This is a genomic window from Rhodococcus sp. NPDC077669 (assembly GCF_040686915.1).
In the GTDB taxonomy this organism is placed as follows: Bacteria; Actinomycetota; Actinomycetes; order Mycobacteriales; family Mycobacteriaceae; genus Rhodococcoides; species Rhodococcoides fascians.
This window is the reverse complement of sequence record NZ_JBFBMD010000006.1, coordinates 151,333-170,974: the sequence shown is the minus strand read 5'-3', so window position 1 is coordinate 170,974 and position 19,642 is coordinate 151,333. Positions and strand designations below refer to the sequence as shown.

At 62.9% G+C, this 19,642-nt stretch carries 22 protein-coding genes and 1 pseudogene; 13 read left to right on the top strand and 10 right to left on the bottom strand.

Annotated features, from left to right (window positions below; genetic code table 11):
- Positions 1–21: 21 nt before the first annotated feature.
- Positions 22–831, top strand: coding sequence for an NAD(P)H-dependent oxidoreductase (locus AB0P23_RS10295; RefSeq protein WP_363797469.1), 810 nt, complete (start codon positions 22–24; stop codon positions 829–831).
- On the opposite strand, the gene AB0P23_RS10290 is transcribed toward AB0P23_RS10295, so the two are convergent.
- On the bottom strand, positions 803–1,279 hold the full coding sequence (locus AB0P23_RS10290) for a DinB family protein (protein ID WP_363797467.1): 477 nt from the start codon (positions 1,277–1,279) through the stop codon (positions 803–805). The two genes, AB0P23_RS10295 and AB0P23_RS10290, sit on opposite strands and share 29 nt — an antisense overlap.
- A gap of 133 nt (positions 1,280–1,412) precedes the next feature.
- On the opposite strand from AB0P23_RS10290, the gene AB0P23_RS10285 reads away from it, so the two are divergent.
- Both AB0P23_RS10285 and AB0P23_RS10280 read left to right on the top strand, forming a co-directional pair.
- Complete coding sequence (locus AB0P23_RS10285) at positions 1,413–1,835, top strand: hypothetical protein (RefSeq protein WP_363797465.1); 423 nt, start codon at positions 1,413–1,415, stop codon at positions 1,833–1,835.
- 96 nt (positions 1,836–1,931) lie between these two features.
- Positions 1,932–2,954 (top strand): ABC transporter substrate-binding protein, encoded by a 1,023-nt coding sequence (locus tag AB0P23_RS10280; protein ID WP_363797464.1) that lies wholly within the window; start codon positions 1,932–1,934, stop codon positions 2,952–2,954.
- On the opposite strand, the gene AB0P23_RS10275 is transcribed toward AB0P23_RS10280, so the two are convergent.
- Entirely contained in the window at positions 2,929–4,212 is a 1,284-nt protein-coding gene (locus tag AB0P23_RS10275; RefSeq protein ID WP_363797462.1) for an MFS transporter, read from the bottom strand. The two genes, AB0P23_RS10280 and AB0P23_RS10275, sit on opposite strands and share 26 nt — an antisense overlap.
- A gap of 199 nt (positions 4,213–4,411) precedes the next feature.
- Between AB0P23_RS10275 and AB0P23_RS10270 the strand changes: the two genes are divergently transcribed.
- From AB0P23_RS10270 to AB0P23_RS10255, 4 genes are all read left to right on the top strand, one after another.
- The gene (locus AB0P23_RS10270; protein ID WP_363797460.1) at positions 4,412–5,035 is read left to right on the top strand and encodes a TetR/AcrR family transcriptional regulator; all 624 of its coding nucleotides are present in this window, start codon (positions 4,412–4,414) and stop codon (positions 5,033–5,035) included.
- Positions 5,020–5,331, top strand: a complete 312-nt coding sequence (locus AB0P23_RS10265; RefSeq protein WP_363797458.1) for an antibiotic biosynthesis monooxygenase family protein — start codon at positions 5,020–5,022, stop codon at positions 5,329–5,331. Before AB0P23_RS10270 ends, AB0P23_RS10265 begins: the two co-directional genes overlap by 16 nt.
- A 288-nt stretch (positions 5,332–5,619) precedes the next feature.
- Positions 5,620–6,312 (top strand): hypothetical protein, encoded by a 693-nt coding sequence (locus AB0P23_RS10260; RefSeq protein ID WP_363797457.1) that lies wholly within the window; start codon positions 5,620–5,622, stop codon positions 6,310–6,312.
- A gap of 45 nt (positions 6,313–6,357) precedes the next feature.
- Positions 6,358–6,666: a hypothetical protein gene (locus AB0P23_RS10255; protein ID WP_363797455.1), complete on the top strand. Its 309-nt coding sequence runs from the start codon at positions 6,358–6,360 to the stop codon at positions 6,664–6,666.
- Here AB0P23_RS10255 and AB0P23_RS10250 read toward each other — a convergent pair.
- From AB0P23_RS10250 to AB0P23_RS10235, 4 genes are read right to left on the bottom strand one after another with little or no spacing between them, the layout of a single operon-like run.
- The gene (locus AB0P23_RS10250) at positions 6,627–7,943 is read right to left on the bottom strand and encodes a hypothetical protein (RefSeq protein WP_363797453.1); all 1,317 of its coding nucleotides are present in this window, start codon (positions 7,941–7,943) and stop codon (positions 6,627–6,629) included. The two genes, AB0P23_RS10255 and AB0P23_RS10250, sit on opposite strands and share 40 nt — an antisense overlap.
- Positions 7,940–8,359, bottom strand: a complete 420-nt coding sequence (locus tag AB0P23_RS10245; RefSeq protein ID WP_283542682.1) for a hypothetical protein — start codon at positions 8,357–8,359, stop codon at positions 7,940–7,942. The genes AB0P23_RS10250 and AB0P23_RS10245 overlap by 4 nt, the downstream gene beginning before the upstream one ends.
- A 1-nt stretch (position 8,360) precedes the next feature.
- Entirely contained in the window at positions 8,361–8,525 is a 165-nt protein-coding gene (locus AB0P23_RS10240; RefSeq protein ID WP_167326471.1) for a hypothetical protein, read from the bottom strand.
- A complete protein-coding gene (locus tag AB0P23_RS10235; RefSeq protein WP_363797452.1) occupies positions 8,522–10,405 on the bottom strand; it encodes a hypothetical protein in 1,884 nt (627 codons plus the stop codon). The genes AB0P23_RS10240 and AB0P23_RS10235 overlap by 4 nt, the downstream gene beginning before the upstream one ends.
- Positions 10,406–10,540: 135 nt before the next feature.
- Here AB0P23_RS10235 and AB0P23_RS10230 point away from each other — a divergent pair, with 135 nt between their 5' ends.
- Entirely contained in the window at positions 10,541–11,335 is a 795-nt protein-coding gene (locus AB0P23_RS10230) for a hypothetical protein (RefSeq protein WP_363797450.1), read from the top strand.
- Here AB0P23_RS10230 and AB0P23_RS10225 read toward each other — a convergent pair whose 3' ends face one another.
- Positions 11,336–11,743 carry a hypothetical protein gene (locus AB0P23_RS10225; protein ID WP_363797448.1) on the bottom strand — a complete coding sequence of 136 codons (408 nt, stop codon included), beginning with the start codon at positions 11,741–11,743 and terminating at the stop codon, positions 11,336–11,338. It lies immediately after the preceding gene.
- Between the two features lie 184 nt (positions 11,744–11,927).
- Between AB0P23_RS10225 and AB0P23_RS10220 the strand changes: the two genes are divergently transcribed.
- Positions 11,928–13,067, top strand: a complete 1,140-nt coding sequence (locus AB0P23_RS10220) for an alpha/beta fold hydrolase (protein ID WP_363797446.1) — start codon at positions 11,928–11,930, stop codon at positions 13,065–13,067.
- Here the strand turns inward: AB0P23_RS10220 and AB0P23_RS10215 are convergent.
- A pseudogene (locus AB0P23_RS10215) lies at positions 13,068–14,881 on the bottom strand (2-isopropylmalate synthase).
- A gap of 51 nt (positions 14,882–14,932) precedes the next feature.
- Here AB0P23_RS10215 and AB0P23_RS10210 point away from each other — a divergent pair.
- Positions 14,933–15,613 (top strand): FadR/GntR family transcriptional regulator, encoded by a 681-nt coding sequence (locus AB0P23_RS10210; protein WP_363797444.1) that lies wholly within the window; start codon positions 14,933–14,935, stop codon positions 15,611–15,613.
- A gap of 98 nt (positions 15,614–15,711) precedes the next feature.
- Entirely contained in the window at positions 15,712–16,677 is a 966-nt protein-coding gene (locus AB0P23_RS10205; RefSeq protein ID WP_283348696.1) for a bile acid:sodium symporter family protein, read from the top strand.
- Here AB0P23_RS10205 and AB0P23_RS10200 read toward each other — a convergent pair.
- Positions 16,664–17,044 carry a VOC family protein gene (locus tag AB0P23_RS10200; RefSeq protein WP_167328610.1) on the bottom strand — a complete coding sequence of 127 codons (381 nt, stop codon included), beginning with the start codon at positions 17,042–17,044 and terminating at the stop codon, positions 16,664–16,666. The two genes, AB0P23_RS10205 and AB0P23_RS10200, sit on opposite strands and share 14 nt — an antisense overlap.
- Positions 17,045–17,086: 42 nt before the next feature.
- Positions 17,087–18,157 (bottom strand): NAD-dependent epimerase/dehydratase family protein, encoded by a 1,071-nt coding sequence (locus AB0P23_RS10195; RefSeq protein ID WP_363797442.1) that lies wholly within the window; start codon positions 18,155–18,157, stop codon positions 17,087–17,089.
- Positions 18,158–18,264: 107 nt separating this feature from the next.
- Here AB0P23_RS10195 and AB0P23_RS10190 point away from each other — a divergent pair, with 107 nt between their 5' ends.
- Both AB0P23_RS10190 and AB0P23_RS10185 read left to right on the top strand, forming a co-directional pair.
- Positions 18,265–18,417: a hypothetical protein gene (locus AB0P23_RS10190; RefSeq protein ID WP_363797440.1), complete on the top strand. Its 153-nt coding sequence runs from the start codon at positions 18,265–18,267 to the stop codon at positions 18,415–18,417.
- Between the two features lie 74 nt (positions 18,418–18,491).
- On the top strand, positions 18,492–19,544 hold the full coding sequence (locus AB0P23_RS10185) for a YihY/virulence factor BrkB family protein (protein WP_032367019.1): 1,053 nt from the start codon (positions 18,492–18,494) through the stop codon (positions 19,542–19,544).
- The last annotated feature ends 98 nt before the right edge of the window (positions 19,545–19,642 follow it).

Here is a 19,642-nt window from a genome sequence, read left to right as displayed (position 1 = left end):
ACTCGACAACAGGGAGCACCCGTGAAGACGCTCATTGTCTATGCCCACCCAGAACCGCTGTCGCTCAACCACTCTCTCAAAGACCTTGCCGTCACCACATTGGAAGCCGCAGGCCACGAAGTGCAGGTGACCGATCTGTACGGATCGAAGTGGAAAGCTGCCCTCGACGCGTCGGACTACGGCCCTGCCGCGTCGTCACCGCTGCGGGTGGCTGCCGATTCCGGACGTGCCTTCGACACTTGCACCCTCACGTCCGACGTCCGCGCCGAGCAGGAGAAGTTGCTGTGGGCCGACACCATCATCTTCCAATTCCCCCTGTGGTGGTACTCGATGCCCGCGATCCTGAAGGGATGGGTGGACCGAGTGTTCACCTACCACTTCGCTTATGGCGTCGGCGAACACAGCGACACCAAGTACGGTGAGCGCTTCGGCGAGGGAACCCTCGCCGGCAAAAGAGCACTGCTGTCGGTCACCGTGGGCGGCCCTGAAGCCCACTACTCGGATCGAGGCATCAACGGCCCGATCGACGACCTGTTGTTCCCCATCCACCACGGCATCCTCTACTACCCGGGAATCGACGTTCTGCCTCCGTTCGTCGTCCACGGATCCGATCGATTGACGGCCGAGGAATACGCGGTTGCCGCGAAGAACTGGGAACGGCGACTACTCGAACTCGAGACGACCGAACCGATTGCGTTCAGAAAACAGAACTTCGGCGATTACGAGATGCCGTCCCTTCGTCTCAAAGACGGCCTCGAGCAACCCGGGCAGTCGAGCTTCGCCTTGCACGTGCGGCCGCCAGTCACTCCCGACGAAGGACGTCGTGGGTGAGCTCGAGCTGGCCGAGATGCTGAGACAGCTCACGCACCAAGTGTGTCAACACCCATTCCGGGGTGGCGGTTGCCAGCTCCGGACGCGTGGAACCCATGACGGTCCGATCGCGAATGCCCTCGCGTAATGCCATATCCACCCACCCGGGCAGACGCGTACGAACGTCGTCGACCCGTGTGATCAGGTCATCTACCCGGCCGGTGGCCGTGAATTCGGTGGCGCGGTCCCGCGGAAGTTTCAGGCCGGCGATCACCGAGCCTCCCCAGTGCCCTATCACAGCGACACAGTGGAAGACGATGGCGTACGGACTGTTGGCACCCGGCAGATCCGGTGTGGTGTTGGCCAGCTCGTCACCCAGGCCCCTGAGGATTTCCGTCATCGACGACAGACTCTCGCCGACGATCACGAGAGTGGCGTCGGCTACGCGCCTTTCGATGTCGTCGTGCATCACCGGACCGTACACCTGACCCTCTCCCATACCCAGTGTCGATGGCGTCTCGATAGCTCGTTTGCCACCATCTCGCCTCGAATAGGAGAGAGGATGGGGCCATCGCCGGATTCCGAAACCAGTGGAGGTTGTCATGGCAAGACTTGTACAGCGGCTTGCAGTGTGCGGTGCGGTGATGGTCGGTGCGGCGTTCGCGTCAACTGCAGTGGCGTCCGCGGAGGTGACGATCCCGTTTCAGTTCAACCCAGCGCCCTACGGAAACCCCAGGGGCAGTGTCGATTCACCCCCGAGCAATTGCGCCGTGGTGGTTGGCGAGCAACCCGGGATCGCCAAGGTCACGGACGTCCCGAACGCGAACACCGGGTGCTACCTCATTTCCGACGTGCGCTGGGTGAACCTGACTACCGGAGCCAGTGGCAACGCCCGATTGTCCGACGCCCTCTTCGGATCCCCGCACGAGGCAATTGTGTACAGCGGGCCAGGGCAAGTGGTACTCGTCGGACTACCGACTTCTGCAACTACCGTGCCGGGGTTCGCGACGTTCTTCGTTCCGTAGCCATTCGAGAAGGTATCGACCGCAGAACGTAGGACAGCACAATCGGGCGAGGGTGGTTTAGATTAGGGCATCCAAACTACGCTCGAAGGAGACTCGATGAATCCCGTGGTGAATCGGCGGACTGCATTATCGATGACGTTCGTGTCGGTCGCCGGTCTCGTTGTAGCCGGCTGCGCCAACGGCTCGGCGGAACGTTCGGATGGTTCGAGTTCGGCGGCGAACGTCGAGAGCGGCGCGTTCCCTGTGACGATCGAGCACAAGCTCGGTTCGACGACCATCGTCGATGCCCCGACTCGTATCGCCGCGGTGGGCATCGGCGACTCCGACGTGCTGCTGTCATTGGGTTTGACGCCCGTGCTGGTGCCGGTGTGGAAGGGCTCGACCGACGACGGCATCGGCATCTGGGCCGAGCCGACCGTGCAGGGCGACGAACCGGTAGCACTCGCGAACGCCACGACCGAGTTCGACGTCGAGACGATCGCCGCCGCTGCACCCGACCTGATCATCGCAGTCAACAATGCGATCGACGAGGACGTCTACGCGCAGCTCAGTGCGATCGCGCCGACGGTGCTGCACGCTGCGGGTCAGACCGATTGGGTGCTGCCGTGGCAGGAAGTGACCACCAGAATCGGGCGTGCGGTGGGTTTGCCGAGTGCTGCACAGGCCGAGGTCGACCGCGTCGAAGCCCTTGTGGCGCAGGCTCGAACCGACAATCCGCAGTTCGTCGGCAAGACGGCTGCATTGGTCATCCGGTGGAGTGACGGCAAGCTACGGGCGTTCAGTCCCGACTCGGCGCGGGCCCAGCTGTTGACCGCACTCGGCTTCGAGGCACCCGCCGCATTGGCGTCCCAATTCGAAGGCAAGCTGAACACCGAACTGTCGGCGGAAAGCTACAGCTTGCTCGACTGCGACTACCTCTTCTTCGACAATTACGAACTCCACCGCGAGTCCATGGAATCGCAGGAGACATTCACCAATCTGGGCGTCGTGCGCAACGGTGGATTGATCGCGCTGGATCCGATTGTCTCCGACGCAGTGTCGATGCCGAATCCGCTGACCATCCCGTTTGTGCTGTCTGCGTTCATCGACGACATCAAGGCTGTCGACGCGGCCAGATAGCGTCGGACATCGACGACCACACACCGAGCACGACGGCAGGCGCGGCGATGCAGCCGGCGACCACCAACCATGGGGTCGCCGCTGCAACGCTGCCGTCGTCGAGGCGATCGTAGAGATACCCGACGCCGATCGTGCCGATCAGCGACAGACATCCACCGATGGTGTTGAGTAGTCCGAAATGCGCTCCCAGATAACGCTCTCCGGCAATTCGAGCGAGCGTGTCTCGCATCGAGGGCACCATCAACATCTGCCCCAGATGCAGTAGCGCGATCCACGCTGCAATCTGCACGGACGGCCACACCGAGTCGGTGATGGTTCCTGGCCCTAGCGCCGGAATGACGAACGACGCCGCCATCACGGCCAGGCCGATGGTTGTTGCGGCTCGTGATCCCATCCGTGCCGCGACCGCCACCATCGGCCGCTGACCGACGATCACCAATACCGCTGCCCCGACGTAGAACCAGCCGAGCAGATCCTGAGAGCCGATGCGCAGCGAAAGTTGCTCGGGCAGCATCAGATACAGCTGAGCGAGCGCGACGAACTGTGCGCTGCACAGCGTGGCCAGGACGACATAGCGTCGATTGCCCAACACCACACGCCAGACCCGGGTGATGGAAGTACCGACGACACTGCCCGTTTCGATTGTCTTGGGGAACAGAAAGTAGAACCCGAACCACATGCCGGCGAACAAGATTGCGGCCACGGCGGCGGACGCCGAGAACGGGAACACCAGGAGCACCGCCCCCAACGCGGGCCCGAGCACGGTGCCGAGCCGACTGCTCATCTGCTCGTAACCGAACAGTTCGGTGCGCTTGATGACGCCCGCGTCTTCGAGGTGACGACCGATATCGGCGTTGGCGGATTCCACCGCAGGCGCGAACAGTGCTGCGGCGAAACCGATCAGCAGGATCCCGACGATCACCGCAGGGAGGCTGCTCGCAACTACCAGCACAACGAACCCGACGATGCGTATTGCTATGCCCCACAGAATGACCGGTCGACGCCCGAAGCGATCGGCGATACTGCCGCCGAGAAAGAACATGCCCTGCTGACTGAACGTGCGCAGCCCCAACACGAGACCGACGATCCAGCTCGCAAAGCCGAGTTCCTCGGACAGATGCACCGCGAGAAACGGAACCACCAGATAGAAGCCGACATTGAACAACACCATCGATGCCAACACGAGCTTGACCACCGACGGAAGGTCTCGTAGCCGACCTCGCGCCGACGCACCACCGACTCCAGGGTTGATCGTCACGAACGTCGACACTACTGGCGAGGCGGTCGGTGTGGTCTCCTCAGACTCCGAGACTTTCAACATCGGGATGAGTCCTTCAATTTGGTACTGCGATCGGTTCGAGCGACGGCGACACCACGACATCTCGGTAGGGATTGTCAAGTGCGGGTCTGCACATTAGCCTGTCTTGGCGACACCCTGTCGCTAAGGATGGAGGCCCATGCCGAAGATCGACGCGCCTACTGTCGCCGAGCACCGAGAAAACGTCGAGGGGGCCCTGCTGGATGCGGCCCGTGATCTATTGACTTCCAAGGGGCCGGAGTCGGTAACACCAGGCTTGATCGGAAGCGCTGTGGGACTTGCGCGTAGCAGCGTGTACAAGTACTTCCCTTCGACGAAATCCATCCTCGTGCGTATCGTCGCTGACAGTTTCGCCGACTGGAATGCAACTGTTCGTGCACGAGTGTCCCTGTGCGACAGCCCCGATGAGCGCATTACCGCCTACGTGCATGCCACTCTCGATCTCGCTGCAGCCGGAGCGCACCGGATAGCCGTTCTCGGCGGGGAGCATCTGAACAGCGCGGAATCTCGAATTACACTGGCTCAACACCATACCGAGGTGTCTGAGCCGTTGCGAGCAGCGCTTTTCGACCGAGGTGACCCTGCCCCCGACTTGACCGCCGCGCTGGTAGATGGCGCGCTAGGTCGCGCAATAGACCAGATTGACCAAGGTCGTCCTCCTGCTCAGGTGCGTCGTGTCACCGGAACGTTTCTCATCAGCGCCCTTCACCTTGCAACCTCAGCCTCGAGCAATACTCAGGAGATCAAATGTTCACCGTCGTGAACGAACTGTTCGTAGACCCCAAGAACTGCAGTATTTTTGAGCAGAATTTCGGTGCAGGCATGCATGGCACATTGAGTCAGGTACCTGGCTTGATTTTCGGACGGTTGTTACGACCCGTCGAACCTGATCGCGGATACTGCTCGGTTCTCCAATTCATCGATGAGCAGGCCTACACCGACTACCTCCAATCAGACGCGTTTCGCGCAACACACATCTGGCCGGATCACGCCCCAATCGACGACAGCAGGCTCACCAGCTACCGGGTCGTCACCACAGTCGACGGCCCGGGTGCGTAAGCGAAATCAGCCATTCGGGCATAACGACGTGGCATTGACGCACGGCAGGTGACCTGCATGCGGTCCACGAGCTGCTTCTCTGGAGCAATATCTTGAGCGATCGGTGGCGACCACGGGTCACGCAGGTCGGCATGCGTTATCCGGACTCCGTGCGACGGCGTCCATGTCCCGGTCAACACTTGCTCTCCGCAGGGGAAGAAGAGGTGCATGGCTTGAGTATCTCAGCTGCGTATAAGGGGCGACTGTGTGCCGGATGGGAACCGCAACTCCCTGTTAGGGTTTGCCGATATGAGGTGGTCGATCGCCCTGATCGCGGCGCTATTCGTCGCAACCGCATGCGGCACCCCGGCCGTGGACCCACCCAGCACCGCGTCACCGACGCCCGAGCGCTACTTCACCACCGCTCCTGTCAACGCTCCAGTCGACGACACCGCTGTATGCGTGGACTCCGACCAGCCGAACATCACCGAGGATGACTACGTCACGTACTGGCAGACGGTGTTCGACGACCAGCGTGCCGCCTACCCGGATCAATCGTTTTCATCACCCGCACAACTCGCCGAGGACAAGCGCACGGAGTGGCAACTAGGACCGAACGACGAAGTTCCGATCGGCGGAGATGCAGCTTTCTCACGTGCAGTGTGCGGCCTTCCCATCAATGACGGGTCGCTGCACTCGGGAGTCGAGTTCCGCGCCCTCCGAGGCCAGGTTGCACAGTACGGACGAGCAACGTGCAACTCGATCGCCGGTTCCGGAGTTCCGCAGATGTGGGAACAACTGCATCCGATCGACCGTGCGGCCCCGCCGATGCCTAGCGATCAGGTGGCTCAGTTCGATCTTCTCGTCTATTCGGCACTGGCATACATATGTCCGCAACTGGCCGACTATCAGGGCCTGCCCGTCATGAAGGACTGTGCCGACTTGACGCCCGACCCCTCGGCAGATCCCGAAGCGCGGGTTTTCTGTCGCGGTGAACGCTGAGCTCAGGATGTCGTCGTCTGTCACGCGCTCCGTCATGATGTACCGGTGCCATCTATCGATCCGTTCCATGCCCTCGTTCTGATGAACGCCGTGTTCGCCTCAGCAGCTTGGTCTCTGGCCAGGCCGTCGTGGCCCGCGGCGATATCGCTGAGTGTCGTCTCGGTGCTGTGGCTGTTCTTCAACGCCCCCATCGAAGGTAGAACGTTGTACGTGGTCGATGCAGAACGGGGTCTCACCGAGTCCGACTTCATGACACTCGCAGGGTTGGTGTTGGCAGCGGTGACGATTGTCAGGGTCCGGCGCGGGCGGCCCGATCACGCACCGAACAGCAGGAACAATCCACCGAATGTGTAGAGCACCATCACGACCATCATGGCGAGCTGACCGGTAGCCGCGTGCTCTTTCGGCAGAGTTCGCAGCGAGGCGTCGTGGGCGAGGGTGATACCCACCAGGTGCCCCACCACGACCGCCAGGACGGCGATGCCGGCGACAACCGACGGGTGGTTGGACAGGACGTAGGAGACCGATGCATCCCGCAGCCCCAGTACATTCGCGCTGTTGCCGAGTGGATCCGACAGCGAAATGATTGTCTGCTGGCCCTTTTCGACGAAGTACGTGAGGTAGTGAGCCGTCATGTAACCCACCACGATCGGGATCAGGGAATGGGCGAGCAGGCCGGGTAGCGCGGAGCGACGACTACGCGACACTCCCCCGGTGGCACGGGCCGCACTCCAGAACGCCGCGCCGACAACGCAGATCACGGCAATCAACCCCAGAGTTCTCGTCGGCAGCGATCCGAGAGCGGATTCGTCGACCAACGAACGCCATGCCGGTATCTGCCCGATACTGTCGAAGGCGGTGGACCCGAGCAGAACGGCGAGCACGGCCACCGTGCCCCGCTGCACCGGCAGGCTCACCGCACCGTCGAGCGGTGACCGCAGCGCCAGAAGGCCGGACGCGGCATCTCGGGTGAGTGGAGACAACCGAGATACCGTGTCGCTGTACACCTCGAAAGGGTCTGCACGAGAGAACCATTCGTCGCCGAAGATCGCCGCACCGACTGCCATCACCACGACGTACACCCCGCACCACAGACGAACAGCCGGTACCGAGCCCGAGTCGGGTGAGGCCAGTTCGAGCCAGACGAACGCGAAGAGTCCGACAACGGCTGGTACGCAGCCCCATTCACGACGATAGGCGACTATCGCCGACGACGTCGGACGACGCAACAGACCGCACACGACGCGGTGTAGTGCCCGCATCGGAGACACGATTCGCCAGAACGGCCCGACCAACAGTGACGCCGGAACGATGCCCACCCACACCAAAACGTAGAAGGTGCCGAGCAACGCGTTGCTGGAATCCTGTGGCCCCCACACCGATGCTGCGGCGACAGTGCCCGCCAGCAACACCGACAAGGTCCCGACGAGCCCCCGGACCACCGCCGAATCGGCCACCACCGTCGTGCGCGGCAACGCCACGACGAAACGTGTGGGGTCGAGTCTGGGGCGACGCCATGCGAACAACAGCAGCACGAACGACGCCGCCAGCGCCCATGCCCCTCCGATCAGGGCGTAGGTGACCGGGATCGGCAGATCGGTCGACCCGCCGAGGCCGTGGGCGAGAATCACGGACGAACGACGAGCGTTGCGACAGTGCGATCGCTGTGGTGCAGTTCGACATCCACCTGTCCGGGCACGTCGACGGTGAACGTGAACAGCTGATCTTTACCCGGCTCGATCTCGAAGGTGTGCTCGGGAACCGAATGCACGTGCAGTTCGTCGGTGACATCACTGGTGATCGACATCGAAATCGTCTGCCCCACAGACGCGTCGAGGCGTTGATTGGTCGGTTCGACCGTGTCGCCGACGATCGAGACATTCATCCGCAGGCTATCGAGCTGCGCGGAGACCGGCGGGGTGGAGTCGGTGCTGGGCACCGGTTCTGCTGTGGTGGGAGAGGTACCGCCGGACGACGATCCGCAGCCGGCCACCAACGCCACCGCTGCACATCCGATGATCGCTGCCCGCAGTGGCGACAGTCCCATGTCAGTGCTCTCCTTCTTGTTCGAGTTTCTCTGCGCGCTCCGCCCGGCGGTCCTTCCTGACGACGTACAGCACCGCGGCCACGATGATCAACGCAGGCGCGACTGCCGGAATGGCCAGCACCACAGAGTGATCGGCGAGATAGACGACGTCGGATGCTGCCGTCATACGGAGCTCGAATCCAGCGTCCTGCGGGATACCGATGCTCCCGGGGTCTCGGTACTGATGCGCACTGCGCCCCACGACAGAGCCCAGATCAATGCCAGAGTGCAGACGAGCACAACCAGTGATGCGGCACCGAACAGCCACGCCGGGTGATCGAAGCTCCGCTCACGCTGCAGCAGAGCGGTCTCGCTCTGCAGCTGCCGTGTGAACTGGGCGTCGGCCGAGACCTCGGATGCGCCGATGCCGGGATCGGCCGCCATGAAGATCGGCGTTCCGGTCAACCTTCGACCGTCCTGGATACGCAGGAACGTCTTCCACGTTCCGTGCGCCGGTACCGGACGGGTCGACTGGTACATGCCGGGCCCGGTTCGTTCGAGACGATCGACGACCAGACCACGCAGAGTATCGCCGGCTCCCTGCCATGCCAGGATCGCCACCCACTCGGGGTCGTCGGACACCAGATCGGCTGGATCGAGTCGGACCGTCGCCGTCACCATCCGGCCACCGTCCTGTGGTGCGGCATCGGCGAGAGTGACCGTCGCCGTTGCGTTTTCCGGTACATCGATCATCAAACCGTTGGCTGTCGCGCCGCCGAGTACGAGTACCAACGCGACGACGATCGTGCGCCGGACGGCAGGTGCCGGCAGCCCGTCCCCGCTGAGCAGTTGCGCGAACAGTCCCGCCGTCAGCCCACACATGACGCCGACAGGTACTGCCATCGCAAGCGCCTCGACCCACATCGACGTCGGCCACGGATACACGAATACCGCGTCGATCCACAACGATTCGAGCCACAGGCCCACGGTTGCGGCAGCGAATCCAGCGAGCATTCCGAATCGAAGTCTGTGCACCACGAGCGGAGTGAGACCGACGAGTTCGACCACCACCGCGATCCCGAGGAACAGCGCGAAGACGTTGTGCGGTTCACCCAGAACGGGACCGACGACGAATGCCGTCAGCTCACGAATGACGGCGGCGAATGCGACGACGAACAGAGTCGCGCCCCGTCCCACGACAAGTCGTGCGGCGACGAGCGCGAACGCGCCGGCACCGACGATGAGCATCGGTTGGAACACCAACCGGAACTGCTCGACTCCGAAGTCGAATTCGATCTGGAACACCGACAGTCCGATGAGGAGACCACCGAAGGCGCTGGCCTTGAGAACCCAGGACAACACCGAGCGTCTGGGCCCCTGCGCAGTCTCGTCCACCTCGTCGGGGGAGGTCTGCCGTGCTGCGGCGAGCGCCAGTCTGCCTTCTTGCTCGAGCAGCAGGACGCCGATCAGAGACAGTCCGGCACCGCCGATCAGCATCAGGTGCGTCGGGCCCCACAGCGTGACGTCCTGGCCGAAGATGCGGTGCCAGATGTCGTCCAACGGAAAACCGATGAGCGCATACAGTCCACTGCCCGCGATCAGCAGACCACCCGTGGGCGCATACCAGGTGCGGGTGATCTTGACGGCCGCACGACCGGGCTTCTCGTCGAGCGGCAGGATGATCGCCAGCGCGCCCGCGATGAACAGGAAGAACAAGCCGACCAGGATGAAGTAGTGGGCCGGGTTGGCCAATGGTCCCTCGTCGCGCCCTCGTCCGATGTGCAGGCTCACGTCCCAGATGAACCCGAAGAATGCCGTCAGGATCGTCGAGACGAACAGGACCAAAGGCAGCGCAGCCCAACCGGGCAAGTTCAGTTTCGATCCCGCGTAGTCCGCCAGCCTTGCCAACCACGTGATGCGGCGAGTGCGGTGCATGAATGCCAGGTACAGCAGAAACAACGACACGACGGCCGCGGCTGCCGTCATACCGAAGACCTGGTCCAGCGCCGCGCCTCCGCTTTCCGACTGAGCAATGACGTAACTCGTCGTCACACTTACATTGACCATAGCGAGAGTATGGACCACAGGCCGCCGTTTCGGTGGAGTTCGGGACAATCGGTGGCTCGCTGCTCCTCGATCCAGTCCTACAGAGTGATGTGCGCCCGGCCCCTCGATGATTGACTCTCGTCCGTGAATCACCCAATGAGTAAGCCCATCCACCGCGGCCGCTGGTCGATCGTTCTGTTGGCCTGTGCAGGGGCATTATTGGTAGCCGCGTTCATTCTCGGACCGGCCGCTCTGCTGCGCGGAAGTTATCCCCAGTTCCAGGATCAGTCCGCCATGAGCGAGCTGCTCGGCCGTGGATTGGTCGAGTACTGGGGCAGCGGTGCTCGCACCTTTCCTCCCGGGTTGGAGGAGATGGTGGACTACTGGTTCGCGTGGCACGCCATCAAGATCGTCATCTCGGTACTGCTGACCGCCGTTCTGGGCCTGCTGGCAGCGACGCTGTGGAGGCGATCCCTGACTGCCGGCATGGGCTACGTGATCGCTGCGAGTACTTCGACCGTGCTGTCACTGTTTTCGGTGCTCGTGGCCGTGATCAACATCCAGTCGACGGTCGCTCCCGTCGTCGCACTGCTTCCGATGCTCTCCGATGACAATGCGGACGGGAAGACAGCGCAGTCACTGATCGAGAGCGGTGTGCGGAGCGGAGATACGAGGCCGCCTCTGCTCGAGCTGCTCACGCAGGTCGAGCATTACAACTGGGCGGTGATCGTCGCGACGGGTGTGGTGATCGGAGCTATCGGTCCCGGAACCGCAATCGCGTTCCGACGCTACAGATCGGCGGACACGACAGATCGCCCCCACCGTCGAATGTTCGCCACCCTCGGGTCACTCGGCGCACTGATGACGATCGGGATGGCGCTGCTCTTCGTCGCTGCCGTCGTGGCGGTCGTCGATCCGGAAGACGCGCTCCTCGGATCAGTCGGCTTGTAACTACTGCCGGCTGCGGTCGCGGGCACGCGCGCGGAATTGGCCGATCGCGAGGATGGTCAACGCGACCCCCAACAGGGTGAGGGGGATTTGGGCGCGGGGCGCGTCGATATCGAGTACGAGGATCTGCCACACCACCCACCCGATGGTCACCAACCCCACGAACACGACACACGTCGGAGCGTCGTATGCATCGACGAGCACAGCAGCAACCGAGATCAACGATCCGAGTCCGAGAAAGATCAGCACGAACAGCCCGGAGATGCGGTAGTCCCAGGTATGCCACGCGGGGAGCATGTCGACATCCAAGCCGAGTGACCGCCCGGTGGGGTCTGAGGTCAACGACATTCCGTTGAACGTTCCGGCTGCACCCAACAGGATCAGCAGTGTCACCGTCGATAGCTTGTTCACGGTGACGTCATGTGTTGGTCGTCCTTCGGTTGCGGCCGCACCCCGGCGTAGTTGTCGATTCTGCCAGAACAAGTCCGATTGGTCTCGTTCTATTCAGACCAGTTTCAGCTGCGCCCCTGTGTACTCTGCCTGCGGGGCGGGTTCGGGCAGAACGTCGCCATGGACGGTCGAACCGAAGGAAGCCATGAAGATTCGCACCATTTTGATTCTGCCTGCAGCGGTGGCAGTGTTGGGCGGCGCGGGACTTCTCACCCCCATCGCCGACGCGGCACCGGCAACGTCCATCGATGTGCTTCCGCGGCTGATCGACGGTGCCGCAGCGGGTTACGCACTGTCCTACGCAACCACCGACGAGCACGGCCGTCCCGCGATTGCCCACGGACAGGTCTACCTCCCCTCCGGCACACCACCACCGGGAGGATGGCCGGTCGTGTCGTGGGCCAAAGGGACCGTCGGCGTGGGTGATTCATGCGCCCTGAGCACAGCACTCGACGACGGTGCTGCCGAGGACCCCATGGCCGTCGAGCTGTCCAAGCCCCTGCTCACCCAGCTGCTACGAAGCGGCACGGCCGTTGTCTCGACGGATTACATCGGACTCGGAACCACCGACGTTCACCACTACCTGAACAGCATTTCGGAGGCGAACGCCGTCACCGACATCGTCAGCGCTGCCGCAGACGAACTTCCCGAGCTGTCGCGCACCTGGGTTGCCGCCGGACACTCTCAGGGCGGCGCAGCAGCACTCACCACCGGGGCTCGCGCCGACATCTACGGAGAACGGTCGGATTTTCGCGGGGTGATGTCGTTTGCACCGTCGTCGAACCTCGAAGCCGTCCTTCCACTGCTCTCACCCACCACTCCCCGAATCGCACCTCTCGACAACATCACGGCCACCCTGATCTACGTCCTGTACGGGCTCAGGGATTCTCGGCCGGATCTCGACGTGAACAGCTATCTCAGCGAACTGGGGCGCGACTACCTGGCGCATGCAGAGGACAATTGCATCAGCGACCTACGACAGAAGGCCAGTGCCGTTGCACCACAACAGCTCCTCGCTCGATCGCTCTCCGACCCCGCCATGACCTCAGCTATCCGCGACTACCTATCCGTGCCGACCACCGGTTACACACGGCCGGTGACCATCGAGCAGGGGCTGGCCGATACCGTTGTGCCGCCGGCTCTGACGACCGCCCTCGCTGCGGAACTGGTGGCACAGGGCGTCCGCGACGTGGCCTACCTGCCCGTGCCCGGTGCCACTCATTACGACGTCATTGCCGCAACCGTCGACGACGCCCTACCTCGAATACTCGACATGCTGCACTGATCAGCCACCGACATGCGGCGGACGCCGATCGCTACCGAGCACGTAGTCCCGCTGGGTCGCCGAGCCGGCGGCACGAAGGACTGCGTCGAGGGTGGCGGACAGAACGGAGCGATCGATCCCTGCCGCCCATCGAGACCCGGTGGCAGTGCGATATTCGAGCATCGACACCGCATCACTGTCGTTGCCGGCTCGCACACTCGTCTGCGTCAGACCGAGGATGTCCACGTGCCTGCCATGAGCAGACAACGCGTCGACGAGCGCCTCGACGGGTCCGACTCCCGTGTGTGAAGTCTCGAAGGACGTGCCGTCGATCTTCAACGTGATGCAGGTGTCGGCGGACCCGTCGTCGTCGTGAGAGTCGAAACCGATCAGGGTTACGTCGGGTTCGGCGACACCGATGTACACCTCCTGGAAGACGTCCCAGAGTTGCTCTGCCGACAGTTCGGTGCCGATCGAATCCGTCCGGGCCTGCACGTGCCGGGCGAGGTCGATTTGCAGGCGACGCGGAAGTTCGATGCCGTAGTTGGTTTCGAGGAGATACGCGATTCCTCCCTTACCCGATTGCGAATTGACGCGAATGACCGCGTCGTACGAGCGACCGATGTCGTCGGGGTCTATCGGCAAGTACGGCACCCGCCATTCGATGTCCCGCTCGGAACGGCCTTCGCTCAGCGCCCGAGCGCGATGCTCGACGAAACCCTTCTTGATGGCGTCCTGGTGCGTACCGCTGAAGGCGGTGTGTACGAGGTCGCCGACATACGGATGCCGCGGGTGGGCCTCTAGCTGGTTGCAGTATTCGACGGTGCGTCGAATCTGATCGATGTCGGAGAAGTCGATCATCGGATCGACACCCTGAGCGTGCAAATTCAATGCGAGAGTGGCGATGTCGACGTTTCCGGTTCGCTCGCCGTTGCCGAATACGCAGCCCTCCACCCGCTGCGCTCCGGCCAGGACAGCAAGCTCGGCGCAGGCAATGCCGGTCCCGCGGTCGTTGTGTGGATGCACCGACAGGATCACGCTGTCTCGTCGCGCAAGGTTGTCGTTCATGTACTCGATCTGGTCCGCGTAGACATTCGGCGTCGCGACCTCCACTGTGGCAGGCAAATTCAGGATGACCGGCCGCTGCTGCGTCGCGTCCCACAGAATCGTCACTGCATCGCAGACATCGAGGACGTAGTCGGGTTCGGTGAGATTGAAGACCTCGGGTGAGAACTCGAATCGCACGTTGGGCAGGTCGCCGGCAAGTTCGAGAACGTCGGCTGCGCCCGAAAGTATCAGTGAGCGAAGCTCGTTGGCCTCCCGGCCGAGCACGACCTCGCGCCACGTAGGAGCCGTGGCGGTGTACATGTGGATCACGACGTCGTTGGTGATTCCGCGGATCGACTCCACGGTTCGCTCGATCAGGTCGCGTCGAGCCGGGGTGAAGACGACCACGGTGACGTCGTCGGGTGCCAGATCGGTGTGTGCCAGCAGCCGCACGAAATCGAAATCGGTCTGCGATGCCGAGGGATACCCGACTTCGATTTCCTTGTAGCCCATCGCAACCATCAACTCGAAGAACTGTTTTTTGCGGGCAGGATCCATCGGCTCGGGCAAGCTTGGTTGCCGTCGCGCAGATCGACCGGCACCCACAGCGGCGCCTCGGTCAACCGTCGCTCCGGCCAGCGACGCCGGGTCAGCGGAATGTCGACCTTGGCGTAGACGTCACGGTAACGATGCGACGGCATCTGGGAGTGCCGCTGCCGATTCCAGGTGGGCGCGCCGGCGGGAACGGGTCCGGCGGGAGTGGACAGAGTGGGGAAATCTGTGCGCATACGAGCAATGTAGCACCACTCCTCAGACAAGCTGAGGAGTATTCTTCGACTGTGACCGCGATACGCCGAACCTCGTTGGCCGATCAGGCCGCCGAACTGTTGCATGCCAAAATTCAGTCCGGTGAGTGGCCGGTCGGCACCAAACTGCCAGGTGAAACGACCCTTGCCCCCATGTTCGACGTCGGCCGATCGACGATGCGCGAGGCCATCAGACAACTGGCGGGGCGCGGAATTCTCGTCACCCGGCAGGGATCCGGAGTCTTCGTCGAATCGCTCGACGAGGCGCGGACGGACTGGGACAGAGTTCTCCAGCGCTCACACATCACCGTCGTCCTCGAGGCCCGCCTCGCCATCGAAGGTGAGGCGGCAGCTCTCGCCGCGGTCCGACGCACCCCCACCGACCTCGACGCCATCCGTCGCTCACTCGAGCTACGCAACACCGCCCGCGCCGACGCGGTCGATCTGGTGGAGGCGGACATGGCTTTTCACCGCGCCATCGTGGTCGCGTCGCACAACGACATCCTGCTCGAACTCTTCGACTCCATGGCACCACGGCTACGGACCGCCATGATCGACATGCTGAAGATCAAGGGCGCGTTCGGAGAGGACGCAGACCACGACGCCCACACACACGTCGTCGAGGCAATCGCCGCACGCGACGAGCACCGCGCTCACACGCTCACCCGCACACATCTACTGGAGTTGTCGACGACCATCGCCCCTCCGACGTGAGCACCGGCCAGCTAAGGCTTTTCGGCTACTGGAACAGTCCGAGTACAGAATCGGGCTAGACTTCCCGACGCCTCGACCACCACCTTTGGAGTCTCCACATGCCCCAGCTGAAGACCGTCAGCGAATTCACCGGCAAATGGTTTGCCCTGATCGTCGTCGCGGCGGGTGCTCTGGCCTTAATCACGCCCGACACGTTCAGCGGCGGGACACCCGCGGTTCCGTGGTTGTTGTCGATCATCATGCTCGGCATGGGAATGACGTTGCGGCTCTCCGACTTCGCCGTGGTGGCACGCCGCCCATGGGCACTGCTGCTCGGCGTCGCAGCGCAGTTCATCGCGATGCCGCTCCTCGGTCTCGGTATCGCGAATGTCCTGGGTCTGTCCGCTGCGCTCACTGCCGGGATGGTGCTGGTCGGCTCCGCCCCCGGAGGTACGGCGTCGAACGTGATGGTCTACCTCGCCAAGGGTGACACCGCACTGTCGGTGGCGATGACGTCGGTGTCCACACTCCTCGCGCCCATACTCACACCACTGCTGGTTCTATGGCTCGCCGGCGAATACCTGCCGGTCGACGCAGGCGGATTGTTCGTCTCGATCCTGCAGATCGTGCTGGTACCCGTCGTACTGGGAGTTGTACTGCGACTTCTGTTCCCGAGGATCATCGATCGTATGCTCGACGCCTTGCCGCTCGTCTCGGTCGCCGGAATCACCGCTGTGGTTGTCCTCGTGGTGTCCGCCAGCGCGCCGACCCTGCTGTCGATCGGTGCCCTCATCGTCGTTGCCGTCGTGCTGCACAACTCGCTGGGCCTCGCGGTGGGCTACGGAATCGGTAGGGCATGCGGACTCGATGTCGCCAGCCGTCGTGCGATCAGCATCGAAGTCGGTATGCAGAACTCGGGCTTGGCAGCGGCACTGGCCTCGGTACACTTCTCACCCGCTGCAGCACTCCCCGCGGCGATCTTCTCGGTGTGGCACAACGTATCCGGATCGCTGCTGGCCAGCTACTGGTCCAGACGGTCGACGGGTGCCGATCACCGCCAGGACAGTACCGTCACACAGGACTGAGTCTTGGACGCAGCAAACAGAATTCGTTGCCTTCCGGATCCGCCAGCACGTGCCACGATTCCTGGCCGGTTTGGCCGATATCCACTCGTCGGGCACCGAGAGTGAGCAGTCGTTCGAGCTCGGCGTCCTGATCTCGATCGGTTGCATTGACGTCGATGTGCAGTCGAGGTTTCGCCGGCTCGGGATTCTCACTGGGGATGAAGATGATGGTCGGCTGCGAGCCGCCGAAACCGTCGCGCGCACCGATCTCGACGGAACCGTCACCCTCCCTGTCCAATACGACGAAGTCCAACACCTCACACCAGAACGATGCCAAGGCCTCGGGATCGCAACCTTCGAGTACCAATTCGCTGATTCGACATGCCATGGGCGGGAATTTACACCTGCCCCGGCGCCGAACATGTCGTGTTCACGGCCTTTTCGCGCGAGAAATGAATCCTCGACGACCGAATGCTCGCAAGCGGTCCTTCGCAGTACGCGAGCGCAGGGACGTGGTGGACGCACCCGCGTTGTCGCGCATACCCCGAATGACCTCTCGGACCACGTCCGGACCATCGATTCGCGGAGTCCAGTCCAGGTCCCGTCGAGCGCGGTCGGTGTTCAACATCGGGGTGGCGAACGCGAGATCGACCCAACCGTGATGCACTGCGGACACGTGGGTCTCGAAGCCGAGGCGCGCAGCAGCGGACAACACCCGAGAGGGCACAGGCACGATGCGGGCACCGAACGCGTCGGCCACGTCGTGGGCTCGCACGGGCGTCGGGCCGCCGAGGTTGTAGGGCCCGGTTGCACGCCTATCCAGCACTCGCACGATGGCATCGGCGACATCGTCGCTGTGTGCGGCCGGAACAGCGAACGACCTGTCGATGGGCAGGATCGGAAGATGATCGACGATTGCCGACGGCACGAGATCGGGTAGGGCGTAACGCAACAGCGCACTTCCGAACTCGTACTGCCCGATCAGGCCCGGCCTGATTCGAGCGACCGCGACATCAGGATGCGCTGCCTCGAACTCATCGAGCACATCCTCGGCGGCAGCCTTGTCCATGCTGTACGTCGACGAAGACACCCCCGTTCTCGGCCACGACTCGTCCACCTTCTCGCCGTACGACCCCGGTGCGTACACCCCGCCGGAAGACATGTGCACCAGATGAGGAACTCCGGCGTCCGCACAGGCAGTTGCCACCGTGCGCACTGCGTCGACATTGACTGCCCGTAGATACGAGCGCTCCCGCATCGGCTGAAAAGCGATGGCCAAGTGAACGACTGCATCTGCATCACGCATCACCGCGCGCAGGCGATCCGCGGCGTCGGCGGCCGTCACGTCCAGCGATACCCACTCCATTGTCGGGAACGGAGATTCGGTCTCCGGTGGACGCCGCGCGACCCCCACAACCGAATCGTTCGGACAATCCCGTGCCAACGCTCGCAGCAGGGCCGTGCCGGCATTTCCGGTTGCTCCGACGACGACTGTTCGCATCTTCTACCTCCGGTGATCGCCCCCAGTCGAAGTGCCCTCGTGTGCGTCGATCGAAACCGACGTGATTCACGAGTTTGAGCCGCCAACCTCCCGGGCATCGAATAACCATGACTGAAAACAACGAACCGACCCTCGACGACGTCATGATCCCCACCGAGGAAGCTCACCCCGACCACAAAGAGCACGCCAAGACGCCGAAGCATCTCGACGACAACGACCTCGACGCGCGTACCGAGCACGAGCGCAACGAAGTGAACTGACGGCCGAATCGAACGACCGTCATGGCGGTCGCATTTCCCGGTTTCCACCGAAAAACCCCGGGTATGCGATCGCCATGGCCGACTCAGCAGCATCACCAGCACCCACCGAGGCAGATCCGGACGATCCGCGCAAAGCGGACTCTCCCGCCGATCTGACCAAGCCGTCGTGGATCTATGTTCTGAAGAAGACTGCCCGTGAGTTCTCCCGGGATCAGTGCACCGACCTCGCAGCCGCGTTGACCTACTACGCCGTGCTCTCGCTCTTCCCCGCGATCCTGGCCATCGTGTCGTTGCTGGGTGTGTTCGGCCAGGGACAGGCCACGGTCGACGGTGTGCTGCAGATCGTCGGCGATCTCGGCCCGCAATCCGCTGTCGACACGTTGCGTCCGACCATCGAACAGCTCGTCCAGGCGCCCACTGCCGGATTCGCGTTGATTATCGGTATCGCAGGCGCACTGTGGTCTGCGTCCGGCTACGTCGGCGCATTCGGCCGCGCGATGAACCGCATGTACGAGGTGGACGAGGGACGGCCCATCTGGAAGCTGCGCCCCGTCATGCTTCTGGTCACGCTCATCGCCTTGACCCTGATTGCGCTCGCCGCCGTCATGCTGGCCATCAGCGGCCCCGTGGCCAAAGCTGTGGGCGACGCCGTCGGGCTGGGCGACACCGCACTGACGATCTGGAACATCGCACGGTGGCCGCTCGTCCTGATCGTGGTTGTACTCGCGGTCGCGATTCTGTACTACGCAACGCCGAACGTGCAGCAGCCCAAGTTCAAATGGATCAGTTCCGGTGCCGCGGTCGGCATCATCGTATGGATTCTCGCCACCGTCGCATTCGGCTTCTATGTCGCCAACTTCTCCAGCTACAACAAGACCTACGGCTCCCTTGCCGGAGCCATCGTGTTCCTGCTGTGGCTGTGGATCACCAACTTGGCCTTGCTGTTCGGTGCCGAACTGGACTCCGAACTCGAACGCGGCCGCCAACTCCAGGCCGGCATCGTCGCCGAAGAACGCCTGCAACTGCCGCCCCGCGATACCCGGGTATCGGACAAGAACGACGAAAAGGATGCGCAGGCTGTCGAAGAGGGTCGCAAATTGCGGGAGGAACACAACCGGACTCCGTGAACATCCCGGACGCCACCGACCGATCGATGAAACAGTTCCGCGTGGTGCGCTGATTCGGTGTGGCGGTTCGAATGACACAGAGAGGCAGGGCAACGTGG